This is a genomic window from uncultured Aquimarina sp., from assembly GCF_947495315.1.
Classification (GTDB): Bacteria; Bacteroidota; Bacteroidia; order Flavobacteriales; family Flavobacteriaceae; genus Aquimarina.
This window is the reverse complement of the sequence record NZ_CANLYD010000006.1, coordinates 152,692-168,526: the sequence shown is the minus strand read 5'-3', so window position 1 is coordinate 168,526 and position 15,835 is coordinate 152,692. Positions and strand designations below refer to the sequence as shown.

The 15,835-nt window shown below is 31.3% G+C and carries 15 protein-coding genes; 12 read left to right on the top strand and 3 right to left on the bottom strand.

Translation table 11 applies throughout. The features are described 5' to 3' along the window. Positions 1-247: 247 nt before the first annotated feature. From Q0910_RS12680 to ppk1, 5 genes are read left to right on the top strand one after another with little or no spacing between them, the layout of a single operon-like run. Complete coding sequence (locus Q0910_RS12680; RefSeq protein ID WP_299216901.1) at positions 248-1,198, top strand: 2-oxoglutarate and iron-dependent oxygenase domain-containing protein; 951 nt, start codon at positions 248-250, stop codon at positions 1,196-1,198. 9 nt (positions 1,199-1,207) lie between these two features. Next, positions 1,208-1,537, top strand: coding sequence for a translation initiation factor (locus Q0910_RS12675; protein ID WP_299216898.1), 330 nt, complete (start codon positions 1,208-1,210; stop codon positions 1,535-1,537). A gap of 32 nt (positions 1,538-1,569) precedes the next feature. Then, on the top strand, positions 1,570-2,508 hold the full coding sequence (locus Q0910_RS12670; protein WP_299216895.1) for a DUF1835 domain-containing protein: 939 nt from the start codon (positions 1,570-1,572) through the stop codon (positions 2,506-2,508). Between the two features lies 1 nt (position 2,509). Next, complete coding sequence (locus Q0910_RS12665; RefSeq protein ID WP_299216892.1) at positions 2,510-3,388, top strand: nucleoside phosphorylase; 879 nt, start codon at positions 2,510-2,512, stop codon at positions 3,386-3,388. 51 nt (positions 3,389-3,439) lie between these two features. Further along, positions 3,440-5,518: a polyphosphate kinase 1 gene (ppk1, locus tag Q0910_RS12660; RefSeq protein WP_299216889.1), complete on the top strand. Its 2,079-nt coding sequence runs from the start codon at positions 3,440-3,442 to the stop codon at positions 5,516-5,518. Here ppk1 and Q0910_RS12655 read toward each other — a convergent pair. Continuing rightward, complete coding sequence (locus Q0910_RS12655) at positions 5,498-5,644, bottom strand: hypothetical protein (RefSeq protein WP_158597073.1); 147 nt, start codon at positions 5,642-5,644, stop codon at positions 5,498-5,500. The two genes, ppk1 and Q0910_RS12655, sit on opposite strands and share 21 nt — an antisense overlap. Before the next feature lie 156 nt (positions 5,645-5,800). On the opposite strand from Q0910_RS12655, the gene Q0910_RS12650 reads away from it, so the two are divergent. The 3 genes from Q0910_RS12650 (at position 5,801) to Q0910_RS12640 (ending at position 7,996) form a co-directional block, all read left to right on the top strand. Then, on the top strand, positions 5,801-6,652 hold the full coding sequence (locus tag Q0910_RS12650; protein WP_299216886.1) for a substrate-binding domain-containing protein: 852 nt from the start codon (positions 5,801-5,803) through the stop codon (positions 6,650-6,652). Positions 6,653-6,706: 54 nt separating this feature from the next. Beyond that, entirely contained in the window at positions 6,707-7,297 is a 591-nt protein-coding gene (locus Q0910_RS12645) for a hypothetical protein (RefSeq protein ID WP_299216883.1), read from the top strand. Between the two features lie 519 nt (positions 7,298-7,816). After that, a complete protein-coding gene (locus Q0910_RS12640) occupies positions 7,817-7,996 on the top strand; it encodes a hypothetical protein (RefSeq protein ID WP_299216879.1) in 180 nt (59 codons plus the stop codon). 5 nt (positions 7,997-8,001) lie between these two features. Here Q0910_RS12640 and Q0910_RS12635 read toward each other — a convergent pair whose 3' ends face one another. After that, positions 8,002-8,667, bottom strand: a complete 666-nt coding sequence (locus tag Q0910_RS12635; RefSeq protein ID WP_299216875.1) for a uracil-DNA glycosylase — start codon at positions 8,665-8,667, stop codon at positions 8,002-8,004. Positions 8,668-8,814: 147 nt separating this feature from the next. Here Q0910_RS12635 and Q0910_RS12630 point away from each other — a divergent pair, with 147 nt between their 5' ends. Further along, complete coding sequence (locus tag Q0910_RS12630; RefSeq protein WP_299216872.1) at positions 8,815-10,986, top strand: DNA mismatch repair protein MutS; 2,172 nt, start codon at positions 8,815-8,817, stop codon at positions 10,984-10,986. Between the two features lie 89 nt (positions 10,987-11,075). Here Q0910_RS12630 and Q0910_RS12625 read toward each other — a convergent pair whose 3' ends face one another. Continuing rightward, positions 11,076-11,435, bottom strand: coding sequence for a hypothetical protein (locus Q0910_RS12625; RefSeq protein ID WP_299216869.1), 360 nt, complete (start codon positions 11,433-11,435; stop codon positions 11,076-11,078). A gap of 113 nt (positions 11,436-11,548) precedes the next feature. Between Q0910_RS12625 and Q0910_RS12620 the strand changes: the two genes are divergently transcribed. The 3 genes from Q0910_RS12620 (at position 11,549) to Q0910_RS12610 (ending at position 15,762) form a co-directional block, all read left to right on the top strand. Then, positions 11,549-11,767, top strand: coding sequence for a hypothetical protein (locus tag Q0910_RS12620; RefSeq protein ID WP_299216866.1), 219 nt, complete (start codon positions 11,549-11,551; stop codon positions 11,765-11,767). A 105-nt stretch (positions 11,768-11,872) separates the two neighbouring features. Then, positions 11,873-13,174, top strand: coding sequence for a hypothetical protein (locus Q0910_RS12615; protein WP_299216863.1), 1,302 nt, complete (start codon positions 11,873-11,875; stop codon positions 13,172-13,174). A gap of 89 nt (positions 13,175-13,263) precedes the next feature. Continuing rightward, complete coding sequence (locus Q0910_RS12610; protein ID WP_299216859.1) at positions 13,264-15,762, top strand: PIG-L family deacetylase; 2,499 nt, start codon at positions 13,264-13,266, stop codon at positions 15,760-15,762. Positions 15,763-15,835 lie beyond the last annotated feature (73 nt).

Sequence of the window (15,835 nt, the reverse complement as noted above, 5' to 3'; positions counted from 1 at the left end):
ATTGGAAAATAGTAAAGTAAATGTAATTATTTTTATTTCAGAAAAAACAACCAGAACCCAATAATATTAAGTAGTTGTTAATTTAGCTCTAACAATTATATGAATTAACTAAATTTACTAAGCTTTAGTGATAATATGTTAAAAAATAATTATTTTGACAGTTATCCACGATATTTTAAAAAAAGGCATCATCCATGATGCTTATTTAATGAAATACATTTATTTTAGTTAAAGAAAATTAATAACCATGAATAATATACCAAGTGTAGATCTTTCGGATTTTTTATCTGATGATCCATCACGTAAGCAGAAGTTCGTTGATGAAATAGGAAAGGCCTATGAAGAAATAGGTTTTGTAGCGTTAAAAAATCATTTTTTAAGTGATAACTTAGTAGAAGAATTATATAAAGAAGTAAAGGCATTTTTTGCTCTACCCGTAGAAGACAAACAGAAATATGAGATTGAAGGATTAGGTGGCCAAAGAGGTTACATTTCCTTCGGTAAAGAACATGCTAAAGGCAAAAAAGAAGGTGATCTAAAAGAATTTTGGCATTTTGGCCAAGAACCGTCCGAAGATGCTAATTTAATTGAAGAATACCCTCCCAATGTTATTGTAGAAGAGCTTAAAGATTTTAACCTTACAGGAATGGAAGCTTATAGAATGCTCGAAAAAACAGGAATATATGTACTTAGAGCATTAGCAATTTACATAGGTTTAGATGAGTATTATTTTGATCATTGGGCTAGTAATGGTAATAGCATTTTACGCCCTATCCATTATCCTCCTATTACTGAAGAGCCAAAAGGAGCAGTTCGTGCTGGAGCACATGGAGATATCAACTTAATTACATTATTAATGGGAGCTTCTACTGGCGGATTACAAGTACAGCGTAAAGATGGTGAATGGATTGATGCCATACCGCAAGAAGATGAATTAGTAATCAACGTAGGAGATATGTTAGAACGTCATACTAATAATAAATTACGTTCTACTATACATAAAGTAATCAATCCGCCAAAAGAACAGTGGGGCAAACCAAGATATTCTATTCCGTTCTTTATGCATCCTAGAAGCGATATGAAATTAAATTGTTTAGAAGAATGCATTACAGAAGATAATCCTAAACAATATGAAGATATTACTGCTGGTGATTTTCTGCATCAACGACTCGTTGAAATTGGATTGATTAAGAAGTAATTTCTATATATGGATTTAAAAGATCAATTAAAAAACTTATTTCCTGATCACGAACCTATTGAAGAGGAAAAAGATCTGAAAAAAGAAGATGGTATTTGGATGCAGGATGATCCAATTATCTGCAAGTATGAAAAAAGAAAAGGGAAACCGATTACCATATTAGAGGGATATACAGGTGCTGATGAAGATTTTAAGAAACTTGCAAAAGAAATAAAAACAAAATTAAGTGTTGGAGGCAGTTTTAAGGATGAACGTATTATTATTCAGGGAGATTATCGAGATAAAATAATGGATATCCTAAAGACAAAAGGGTTTAAAGTAAAAAGAGTTGGCGGATAATTTTGTCACATAATTTAGAAATAGATACATAATTGGGGGCTAAAACATTACATATTACCAATGGCGATAGTTTAACAGATCGTCTAAAAGAGCTTAATCTTGTTGATGGAGAATTTTTGATTTGGAGGGAGATGCTTTGCGAAGGTCCTACAGACATAAGAATTGAAACTGACAAAGCTATTGAAAGACGTAAAGGATTTCTAAAAAAATACTACAGAATTGCTAATGATGACTACGAGGAAAAGTTCATAAGTCAGTTAAATAAATTAAACAATCTTGAAAAGTATGATGAAATTGTACTTTGGTTTGAATATGATCTTTTCTGTCATATCAATATGATCGCTGCCATAAGTTTATTACTTCGAAAAGGAATCAAAGACACTCCTGTGTATCTGGTTTGTAGTGGTAGAGTTGAGAATTCCAAAAAACACTTAGGACTATGTGAGCTATCAGATGCTCAACTAAAAAAACATTTTGAGGATAAAATAGCATTAGATATCAACGATTTAGAATTAGCATCTCATGTTTGGACATTGTACTGTGAATCGAACCCAAATAAAATTGCGGGACAAATCAAAAAACAATCATCTTTTGATTATCTATCCATATGCTTAAGAGCACATTTACAAAGGTTTCCAAATATGCTAACAGGTCTTAATACGCTAGAGCACAACATCCTACAAATGGTCGATACGTACGAGATCAAAAATATAAAACAATTAATGGGTTATACATTGGAGTATCAAGGATTCTACGGATACGGTGATATGCAAATTAAGAGAGTATTGGCAAGGCTTTTTCAGTTTTTTGATCAAACCAAAGACCGACTTTTATTATCCGAAAGAGGAAAACTAGCTGTGCAGCAAAAAAAGAATTTCTATAACACACAAACGTTGGATTGGTATTATGGAGGAGTCAAAAAATATGATTATTTGTATAATAACGAAACGCATAATTTACTAAAATTATAATATGGCTATAGCCGAATCAGAATTAATTCTCAACCAAGATGGTAGTATTTATCATTTAAATTTAAAACCAGAGCATCTGGCAAAAACCATTATAATAGTCGGTGATCCTGATCGTGTAGAACGAGTTACTAAATATTTTGATACTGTAGAACATACAATCAGTAAAAGAGAGTTTCATACTCAGACCGGCACATATCAAGGTAAAAGGATGACTGTACTATCAACCGGTATTGGTACGGACAATATAGATATAGTCTTTAATGAATTAGATGCTTTAGTTAATATTGATTTCGAAACAAGAGAAATTAAAAAAGATCATACTTCTCTTAACATTATTCGTATTGGCACCTCTGGAGCTATACAATCAGAAATTCCAATCGATAGTTTCATAGTTTCTGAACTTGCTATTGGGTTTGATAGCCTACTCCATTTTTATGATAGTAAAGACATTCAGTTTCCACAGATTTCTGAACCCTTAATGAAGCATTTAGATTGGAATAAAGATAAATCAACACCTTATGTCGTTTCTTTTGACAAGAAGCTAGGAAGACATATGCAAAGTAATCAAACCAGCAAAGGATTTACAATTACAAATGTTGGATTCTATGGCCCTCAAGGTAGAGTATTAAGATTGCCAACATCAGACGCTACATTGAATGATAAAATAGCTTCCTTTAGCTATGCTGACAAAAAGATAACAAATTTAGAAATGGAAACAGCTGGGATATATGGAATGGCAAAACTTCTTGGTCATCATGCTGTATCTATGAATGCAATGATAGCAAATAGAGCAACAGGACAATTCAGTAATGATCCTAAAAAAGCCGTTGATAAACTTATCAAGTATAGTTTAGATAAAATTGTGAGTTATCTTGATTAGATTTAACCTTTAGTTAAATCTAAAATATTCTAGATAGCTTAACTTTAAAATATGGATCTAAAAAAATACCCCTATAATGATAGGGATGTAAATTGGTTAAGTTTTAACGAACGTGTCTTGCAAGAAGCTGAAGACGATTCAAATCCTTTATACGAAAGGCTAAAGTTTTTAGCAATATTCTCCTCTAATCTAGACGAGTATTTTAGAGTAAGAGTTTCTCGATTGCGACAAATAAAAAAACTAGATAAAAAGCTAATAAAAAAACTTGCCTTAAAACCAAATAAACAAGTAAAAGAAATACTAAAACGAGTAAAAATTCAACAAGAAAGATTCGGTGATATTTTCTTTAAGGACCTTATTCCTAGACTTGCAAAACACAATATCCATTTAATTGATCAAAATCAATATAATTTTAATCAACATAAATACGCTACAGAATATTTTATTTCGAAAATTCTTCCTTTGATAAATGCTAAAACCATCAATTTATCAAAAGAAAATTCGATATTTCTTGAGAATAACAAATTATACTATTTAATACTATTCAAAGAAGAAGATCACTTTGGAATTGTTAATATACCTTCAGATAATTTAGAAAGATTTGTTTGCTTTCCTTCTAAAGATCACAACACATACATAACATTCCTTGATGACATTATTCGACTTAATTTAAATCAAATTTTTGAAAATCAAAAAATAAATGGATGTTTCCAAATAAAGCTATCAAGAGATGCAGAATTATACATTGATGACGAATTTGAAGGCGTTCTAGCAGAAAAAATAAAAGAATCTCTATCACAACGCTATGATGGTCAACCAACACGTTTATTGTTTGATGCTGCTTTACCTAAAGAATTTAAAAGTAAGATTCGTAAGTTCTTAGGTTTAGGTAAAATCGATATGATGCCAGGTGGAAAATATCACAATTTTAGTGATTTTTTTAGTTTTCCAGATCCTACTAGTAATTCTTCTTTACATTATCCTAAAGTAACAGAAATAAAACACAAAGAATTTGAGCAAAACTCCGACTACTTTGAGGTGATTTCTAAAAAAGATCAGTTAGTACATTTTCCATACATGTCTTTTAATTACGTTCAAAATTTTATTAATAAAGCAGCTGTGGACCCGAACACTACGGAGATAAAAATATCATTGTATCGCGTCGCTAAGGAATCTGAACTTACTACTTCTCTATTAAAAGCCTTAGAAAACAATAAAAAAGTTACCGTATTTGTAGAGGCCAAAGCACGTTTTGACGAAAAGAACAATTTAAAATGGGGCAAGATTTTTGAAGAAAAAGGAGCATCCGTTTTTTATAGCTACCCAAAAATTAAAGTACATTCTAAAATACTTCTTGTCAAGCGTAAGGAAAATAATAAAGAAACATCTTATGCTTATATCGGCACTGGTAATTTTAATGCCAAAACATCCAAAATTTATTGTGACCACGGTTTATTTACAGCTAACAAATTGATAAATAAAGAATTATCAGAAATCTTTGAAGTACTCTCTGGGAAAATGATTTTACCAAAACCTAAGCATTTACTCGTATCACCCTTCACGACGAGAAAAACTTTTGTACAACTTATTGAAAAAGAAATAGATAATGCCAAAAATGGTAAACCATCTGGTATTAGGGCGAAGTTAAATAGTCTAGAGGACAAACTAATCATACAGAAGCTTTATGATGCAAGTAATACAGGTGTGAAAATAGAATTATTAGTAAGAGGTTTTACCTGCTTAATCCCAGAATTACAAGGAGTTAGCCAAAACATAAAAATTACAAGTATTGTTGATAGGTTTTTAGAACACGGCAGAATTTATCATTTTGAAAATGATGGATATGAAAAACTATATATTGGCAGCGCAGATTGGATGACACGTAATTTAGATAAACGCATAGAAGTCTTAGTGCCTATTTTAGATGAAGATTGTAAAAAAGAATTAAAAATAATCTTAGACATACAACTGAAGGATAATGTAAAGGCTAGAATTCAAGATGCAGAAGAGACCAATAGTTATAAAAAGAAAATGGACGATAAACCGTCCATACAATCTCAATATCAAATAAGAGAATATCTTACGCAAAAACATTCTCTAACAAACATATTATCCAAACAATATCTTTAAACTTATTAAAAAATTAGTTGCTAATAATAAAGCGATAAATACCACAATTCCGTTTTCTAAGGTGTTGTTTTTTAATTTAGCCACTTTAACTTGAGCACTTTTATTTCTTAAAAAATTCTTTTTCATAGCAAATATTGTTTTATTTGGTTTTAATTACTTCAAATATAGTCGTAATTATCAGATTTATATTTCAAAGGTAATGATAATAATCCTTATTATACGATAAAAAACAAATATAATCGATAAAATACACAATTTAAATATATTTTACATCATACTAGCATGCATACTATAAAAATAGGAGGTGTTCCTGAACACTTCAATTTACCATGGCATTTAACAATTGAAGAAGGTGCTTATCTTGAAAATAACATACAACTAGAATGGAAAGATTTTCCTGGAGGAACCGGAGCCATGTGCGAAGCTCTAAGAAACAAGGATATTGATATAGCTATTATACTTACCGAAGGAATTGTAAAAGACATTATTGCTGGTAATCCTTCAAAAATTGTACAGACATATATCCAATCTCCTTTGATTTGGGGAATTCATGTAGGATATAATTCGAAGCACAATAATTTAAATGATCTCCAAAACACTTCAGCAGCAATAAGTAGATATGGATCCGGATCACACTTGATGGCATACGTAAATGCGCAAAATAATGGATGGGATACTTCTTTACTAAAATTCGAAGTGATAAAAAATCTTGATGGAGCTGTAAAAGCATTGACCAATGGTAGTGCCGATTATTTTATGTGGGAACATTTTACAACAAAACCATTAGTAGATAACAAAACTTTTCGACGTTTGGGAGACTGCCCTACTCCATGGCCTTGCTTCGTAATAGCCGTTAGAGAAGAAATTCTACTTACTAAGAAAGATCAAGTAAAAAGTATTTTAGAAATAATCAATACTACTACTACCGATTTTAAGCAAATACCAAGTATAGATAAAACTCTAGCCCATAGATACGAACAACAACTAGAAGATATCAGCGCATGGTTACAAATCACTGAATGGAGTCAATCATTAATAGATAAGAAAACTTTAAATGAAGTTCAAGATAAATTATTTAAGTTAGATATCATTGGCAAGGTAGTTGATACTGAGAAACTAATTTTTAAGATGTAAGCAACCTTTTTCATGTTTTAACATCTTGCTTAATAGGAAAACAACTTAATTATTATGAAACAGACATTAATAGCAATTATTATTTTATTCTCATTTCAAGTTTCTTTTGCACAAGACCAATCTGATCTACCCCCAAGAGACATTAATAAAAATGAAATTAGCATTAACCCAATTAACATTATAGCATTTGGAGCTCTAGATATAGATTATGAAAGAGTATTAACGAATAACACTACCTTAGGTTTTGATTTTTTCTACAGGTTTAGCGATAACGTCGATAATGATGACGACGTTATTGATAGGGATGGAATTTTTGATAAAGAAATAGCTTTCACAACACAATTCAAATATTTTTTTGGAAGCAGAGTGGCAAGAGGTTTTTATGTAGAAGCATTTGGAATGTTATCTTCTGGCGAACATGATAATTATGTAGTAGTCTTTGACGATTTAGGGAATTTTGTAAGTTCGGGAGATATCGCAGAAGAATATACTGATTTCGCTTTAGGGTTCGCTGTAGGTGGCAAATTTGTAGCTAAAAATGGTTTTTTCCTTGATATCGGATTTGGTATTGGGAGAAATTTATTTAATGAAAAAAGCCCACAAATTATTGTAAGACCAAATTTATATATAGGATATAGATTTTAATATAATAAATATATCAAGTTAGTATTATCATATATATACCATAGAGTTGGATATACTTTCAGAAATAATAACCCAATATCTCAAGAAATTGACTTTACGGATGTCAATTTTAGGAATTGGCGTAGGAGACAAAAGAAGATTGAAAAACTGTATTTTTATTAATTTCAGGGTCGACGCTGTCTACAATTTATTCAGTAAAAACAGTCCTGATTTACTAGCTCATCCTAATTTATCTTTCGATTTTAGATTTTAGAAGTAGGGTTTTTGATTACATAAACGTTATATAATAAGAGGAAAGGCTTAGCAAATGTTTAATTATTTAATATTTTTTTAACAGAACATAAATTAAATAGGGTAAATAATTGAAATATAATTAAATCATAGATATTACGGAATATCCACAAGAAAAGATTTAAATAATTTTGTACATTTGCCAAGCCTACCCCAATAAACTAATTATGAAAATGTACGCAACCCTTTGGAGGTATTTGCATCTAGTAATTAACTAACAAATCAATTATGGTAACGTTTCTACTAATTCTTGGAGGGCTCATAGCATTCAATTTTATTTTATTAAAATTCAGTATTCAATCTGTTGATGTTGATAAGAAAAAAGCAAAAGCAAAAAGAGTTCAATCCACTACGGCTAATGCTGAAATTAATAAAGTAAAAACTACAGGAATTCCAAAGGCTGCATAATTAATTTACCATTGTATAGGTAATTGATTAGTCTTGATAAGATATTCATTAGTTTTACTAAAGTGCTTGTTTCCAAACCAATATCCTCTATTGGCGCTTAAAGGAGATGGATGACCGCTGTTTAAAACGTAATGATTCTTACTATTAATTTTAGCACCTTTTTTCTTAGCAAAACCACCCCACAATAAGAAAACTATATTATTTTTATTACTAGAAACTGATTGAATAACAGCATCTGTGAATTTTTCCCAACCTCTACCCTGATGTGATCCTGCCTGATGCGCTCTCACTGTTAATGTAGCATTTAGTAATAAAACGCCTTGTCTTGCCCAATGTTCTAGATTACCATTAGAAGGAAAAGGGATATTTATATCAGATTCGACTTCTTTAAAAATATTAATCAAAGAAGGAGGCATTGTAATTCCATTATTAACAGAAAAACACAATCCATTAGCCTGTTCAACACCATGATAAGGATCTTGACCTATTATTACAACTTTTACATCATCAAAACTACAATAGTCAAATGCAGCAAAAATCTCTGAACCTTTAGGAAAACAAGTCTGGGTCTTATACTCTTGTTTTACAAAACCCGTTAATTCTTTAAAATATGGTTTATCAAATTCACTCTCAAGTTGCTGTTTCCAGCTATTCTCAATATTTACATCCATGTTAGTATCATAAAAATATGCAATTGTTTACATTTGCTTCGTTGTAAAATTATAACAAATACTTTTCTAAAGGTAAACTCATATTGAGTTTTATAATAAAGAAATTAACAGAAAAAGAATATCTCCTAAAAAAATTAGGGCAACAACATGATCCGTATTTCCGAAAAAACACTTAAAGACCTAGAATTCAACACAGTACTTAATCATATTGAAGATTTATGCAATACTGACCACGGAAAAACAAAAGCTTTAAAGATTGTTCCATTAAGTACTAAAGAAGATTTGCACGTGTCACTGCAACAAGTATTCGAGTATAAATCTTCATATCTAAATGATTCTAAGATACCAAATCATGGATTTGATAGTATTGATAAAGAATTACAGTTATTAGGTATTGAAAACACCTTCTTAGAAACTTTCAATCTTAAAAAGATTATATCTATTAGCTTAACAACTAATGATTTGCTTGGTTTTTTTAGAAAATTTAAAGAATTTTACCCTATACTGTATCAAACATCTTCTGAAGTTCCTTTTACCAAAGAAGTCATCAATCTTATTGAAATAGTTGTCGACAAATTTGGAGAAATTAAAGACAATGCATCTCCTACTCTCCGTGTACTTAGAAAAGATATTAATGAAGTACAAGGAAAGTTAAACGGAAGTTTTGGCAGAGATCTTACTAAATACAATAGTTTAGGATATCTGGATGAGATCAAAGAAAGTGTTGTGGACAACCGAAGAGTACTAGCGGTTAAAGCAATGTATCGTCGCAAGGTAAAAGGCTCAATAATGGGGAACTCTAAAACCGGAAGCATTGTTTACATTGAACCTGAAGCAACATTACAGTTTAGCAGAACACTAAGCAACCTTCAATATGAAGAGCGAGAAGAAATCGTTAAAATACTTAAAGAGCTTACCGATAAAATAAGACCATTCTCAGAATTACTAGAACAATATCAAGAGTATCTTAGTGATATTGATATCATTGCGGCAAAATCCAAATATGCAAACAAATTAAACGCAGTATTACCAAAAATTACTGAGGATAGAGAGCTTACCATAAAAGATGCGTACCATCCACTACTCTATCTTAACAATCAGGGAAAAGGTGAAAAAACATATCCCCAAACGATTTCCTTAGACAAAGGAAATCGAATTATCGTAATATCCGGTCCTAATGCCGGAGGAAAAAGTATTACCCTAAAGACTGTAGGTTTACTACAAATTATGTTACAAAGCGGTATGCTTATTCCTGTTCATGAGTATAGTCGAATGTGCATATTTAACACCGTGCTGACCGATATTGGCGACAATCAATCTATAGAAAATCACTTAAGTACTTATAGCTACCGATTAAAAAATATGAATTACTTTCTTAAGAAATGTAATAATAAAACTTTATTTCTTATAGATGAATTTGGTACAGGTAGTGATCCTGAATTAGGAGGAGCACTAGCCGAAGCATTTTTAGAAGTTTTTTACGAGCGGGAATCTTTTGGAATTATCACTACACATTATGCAAATCTAAAAATGTTGGCTAATGAATTACCCGATATGACTAATGCCAATATGCTTTTCGATGCTAAAACTCTCGAGCCATTGTTTAAATTATACCTAGGCGAAGCAGGAAGCTCTTTTACCTTTGAGGTAGCTCAAAAAAATGGAATCCCTTATAGCTTAATTAATAAGGCAAAGAAAAAAGTAGAACGAGGCAAAATTCGATTTGACAAAAGCATTGCAAACCTTCAAAAAGAAAGGTCTAAGCTACAGAAAACTACTTCTGCTCTCAAAACAAAAGAACTAAAAACAGAAGAGGAAAAAGAACGTTTAGATAAAATCAATCAACGATTACAACATAAGTTAGAAAGCTATCAAGAACTTTATGATAGCAATCAACGTATGATTTATTTAGGTCAAAAATTAAATGAAATAAGCGAAAAATACTTCCATAATAAAAAGAAGAGAGAACTTATCGATGAGTTCATGAAAATTGTCCAAGTAGAAAACTCTAAGAGAAAAAAGCAAACTACTAAGCAAAGAAGGGCTAAAAAAGTAAAGGAAGAAAAAATAGTCAAAGAAGTAGAGAAAAAAGTAGAAGTAATAAGAGAAAAGAAAAAGGAAGAAAAGAAGAAAGCAGAAAAAATAGAACAGTCGAAACCAAAAATGATTCTTAAGGTTGGTGACAGAGTTCGTATGATAGATGGAAAATCTATAGGAACAATAGATACTTTAGAAAAAGGAAAAGCGGTCGTCAATTATGGAATTTTCACCACAAATGTTGCAATAGATCAACTAGAGTTTGTGGAACGAAAAAAATAAGACTTAAATTATATATATACTAAACACAGCAAAAGGCTGCTAATTCAATAATTAGCAGCCTTTTTTCGTAGGTTAAGCTCAATCGATTATTACTTCCCTCCTGCTAGCAACACAAAAGAATTTCCTGACACAGGTGATACGTTATAAGTTTTTACCTTTTTTAAAGTCTTTATATATTTTTCTGCTTCTATAAAAGCTAGCTCCATTGCACTGAATGATAAATCATCTTTGATTTCAATAGTTTTAGAAATAATATCTCCATTAGTATACTCCACGGTCATTTTCCACCTCTTAATAGAGTGAAAATTTCTAGAGATTAAGTTATTCTCTACATTCTCTTTCTTATCCCCTTTTTTGTTTTTTTCCTTCTCGTTTATTGGATTCGAATCTAAAGAAGCGGCGTTTCCAAATGTTACGCAAAGCATAGCAATTACTAATAAGAGTTTCATTTTTTAGCGGTTTTGATTTGTACAACTCGAATATACAATTATTTTTTGATTATACAAATATTTTTTTATTAAAAATTTATTTGTATATTTAATTTATATAACACTGTTATACAATGATTAACAAGAAATTAAAAAGACTACTTAAGAAAAGTAAAGGAGCAAAAACTGTATACGGTATTTCTAAAGTATTAGGTGTAAGTCCACAAGCAGGAGATTATGTAGTAAAGAGAAAAAATTTAGCAAAGGATTATGAACGACTACAGAAAATTGCTGATTATATGGGCGTGGATATTACCGACATTGTAGACTACAAAAAGAAATCTAAGGATTAGAAAACTTGACTTACCTTCTTCTCTAATTACTAAATCAACTACTAAAAAGAAGAGCATTTTTTATAAAAGCTTTTAATTATTTTTGAAGCTCATAAACCATCCCATATGGAGATTTACCTTTACTTATCTATTTATATCATATTAATCATTGGTCTATCAGTTTATATCTCAAGATCCTCCAGCACAGAAGATTTTCTAATTGGTGGAAGAAACCGAGATGGATGGACGATTCTATTTTCGAAATTTGCCGGAGCTATTGGTGTAAGTACATTAATTACCTATACGGGCTATGCATATAAGTTTGGTTGGGGATTATTTGCCATGTCCATTGGCTCTGTGATTGGTTATCTTTTATTTGCTTTTTGGGCAGCACCCAGAATCAAGAAATTATCATTACAAGGTAATTTCTACACACAAGGTGATTTACCTGAATTTGTTACAGGAAATAAAACTACCTCGTTAATTACTAATTCTATTACTATTATTGTTCAGTTTTTCTGGATTTTGCTCTCTCTGGCAGGAGGCGCCAAGGTGATTAGCTTTTTTGATTTATTTTCTTACGATATTGCATTACTCATTACCTCTTCGGTAGTATTAACTTATGTCTTGTTCTCTGGTTTCAAAGCAGTTATCATTACAGATATAATTCAGTCCATTATCATTATTGGTTTCTTATGTATTTTAATTTTCGGGATGTTAGATATAAAAGATTTTGGTACCGTTTTAGGAACTGCGACAAATGAAAACGTACAATTGGGAAGTATTATAGGCCTCGTATTGTATGGAGGTTTATCTGTATTTGGTTTAGCTGATAGATACCAACTTTGTTATGCAGCAAAAGATGTGAAATCTCTAAAAAAAGGACTAGGACTAGCTATTATTCCTGTATTATTAATAGCATTTTTATTGTTACTTGTAGGTTTATATGTTTATAATCAGGATACTACTTTGGATCCTGATACTGTATTTGTATTTGCAATGCAAAACTTAGTCAATCAATCCTGGATTCCTTTATTACTAGTGCTTTTCTTTGCTGGCTTAATGAGTACGGCGGATACCTCTATTTTTGCAGTATCCTCTCACATAGTTTATAAGTCAAAAGAAGATCAGAAAGTAAAATCATTACGATATGCAACAGTCACAACTGTTGTTATTGCTTATATTACTGCCTTGTTTTGGAAAAGTATAGTAGACATTACTATTGTAGGTGCAGCACTCAGAATGACACTTTCTATATCCATGATTTACGTAATTAATAAAAAGAAAAATAGTGGACGTTTTATTGCCAGTGCATTAGGAGGTGTTATAGGTTTACTTATAGGTTTAACCGTTTTTGGGCCTAAACCGACTATTGCTATCACCGTTTTATTAGGTTCTTTACTTGGGTTAATCTACAGATCCAAATAGTCTTGTTAAAGTATCCTTAAACCTAAATACTGAGAATTTTATCTTTTTATATTTGACGAAACACTCAAAACTAGTATCAATCCAATATTATGCGAAAATTACTTTTTGTAATCGTTTTCAGCACACTGTTTATACATATAACTGAAGCACAACAACCTAAAAAACAGAATTCTGTAGAAATCCACGAAGCAATCAAGAAACTGAACTTTTTAGGTTCTGTTTTATATGTTGCTGCACATCCTGATGATGAAAATACACGACTGATTTCCTATATGTCTAATCAGGTAAAAGCCAGAACTGCATATCTATCGCTTACTCGTGGCGATGGTGGCCAAAATTTAATTGGTCCGGAAATAAGAGAATTACTAGGAGTAATAAGAACACAAGAACTATTAGCAGCTCGTAATACTGATGGTGGCGAACAAATGTTTACACGTGCTAATGATTTTGGATATTCTAAACATCCTGATGAGACCTTAGCTATTTGGGACAAAAAAGAAGTACTAAACGATGTAGTTTGGGCAATAAGAAAATTTCAACCTGATGTTATAATTAATAGATTTAATCATAGAACACCAGGAAGCACACACGGACATCATACATCCTCTGCAATGCTCAGTGTAGAAGCTTTTGATATGGTAGCTGACAAAAAAGTGTACCCTGAGCAATTACAATATGTAAATACGTGGCAGCCTAAAAGACTATTCTTTAATACTTCATGGTGGTTTTACGGAAGTAGAGAAAATTTTGAAAAAGCAGATAAATCTAATTTTTTAGAGTTTGACACAGGAGTTTATTATCCTGATTTAGGCCTTTCTAATACAGAAATAGCCTCATTAAGTAGAAGTCAGCACAAGTCGCAAGGTTTTGGAAGTACTGGAACTCGTGGAATACAAACTGAATATATTGAATTAATAAAAGGAGAACTTCCTAAAGACAAAAGCAATCTTTTTGATGGAATTGATACTTCCTGGAACAGAGTTAAAGATGGAAAAGCTATTGGTGATATCTTATATGAAGTAGAAAAAAACTTTGACTTCAAAAATCCTTCAGCTTCTGTTAATCAATTAGTAAAAGCGTATCAATTAATACAACAATTAGAAAACACTCATTGGAAAACCATTAAAACCAAGGAAATAAAAGATATTATCACGGCAACAACCGGTCTTTATTTAGAAGCCGTTGTCACAGAACCTTATACTACTAAGGATAGCGAGGTAATTATTAAAATCGAAGCCATTAATCGAAGTGATACTTCAATTCGCCTAAAATCAATTGATATTTCGACAATAGGAGTTTCAGAAAATGCAGAAACAACTTTAGAGAATAATAAAAGAAGTAACTATGAATTGAAAGGTAAAATAATTTCTGGAACAAAGAATACAACTCCATATTGGTTAAATAATAAAGGAACGCTTGGTATGTATAATGTTACAGATCAAAAACTGATCGGAACACCAGAAACCAAACATCAAACCGAAGCTGTATTTAATATAGAAATTAACGGTACTATTATCCCTTATCAAAAAGATATTGTTTACAAGACTAACGATCCGGTAAAAGGAGAAGTATATAAACCTTTTGAAATTATTCCTGCCATTTCTGCTAGTATAAAAGACAAAGTGATTATTTATGCAAATGGCCCTGCAAAACAAATTCCTGTTACTATAAAAGCTGGAGAATCTGATCTGAAAGGAACTGTTTCCTTAAAACATCCAGAAGGTTGGCAGGTGTCGCCGCAAAACATTGATTTTAGTTTAGCTCAAAAAGGTGAAGAAAAAACAGTGATTTTTACACTTACGGCTCCCCAAAATCAAAGCGAAGGTTATATCTCACCAGAAATAAATATCCAAGGAAAAACATATTCTGATGAAGTAATAACAATTGATTATGATCACATTCCATTTCAGACCGTAGTATTACCTTCAGAAACAAAAGTTGTTCGATTGGATATCCAAAAGAAAGGTCAAAACATTGGATATATAGAAGGTGCTGGAGATGTAGTGCCCGAAAGTTTACGACAAATTGGCTATAAGGTAACTACTATTACTCCTGAATCAATTTCTGAAGAAACACTACAGCCGTTTGATGCTATTGTTGTTGGAATACGTGCATATAATACGGTAGAAGAGTTGAAATTCCGACAAAAATATCTGTTAGATTATGTAAAAAATGGTGGAAACTTGATTATCCAATATAATACTAACAGAAGACTCAAAGTAGAAGATGATTTAGGTCCTTATCCATTAAAACTATCCAGAGATCGTGTTACAGATGAAAATGCAACTGTCAAGCTATTAGCAAGTGATCATCCTGTATTGAACACTCCCAATAAAATAACTAACAAAGATTTTGAAGGTTGGGTGCAAGAACGAGGATTATACTTCCCTAATGAATGGTCTAAAGAATACACACCAATCATTTCAGCAAATGACAAAGGAGAATCTGAGAAAAAAGGAGCTTTGCTCATTGCAAAATATGGTAAAGGATATTATGTATATACTGGTCTAAGCTTCTTTAGAGAATTTCCTGCGGGAGTTTCTGGAGCATATCGATTGTTTGCAAATATGCTATCTTTAGGAAAATAACAACCATCATGGAAGATTCAAATACTAAAATAGTCTGGAAAAAACTATACACAATTATATTAATTGCTAATGC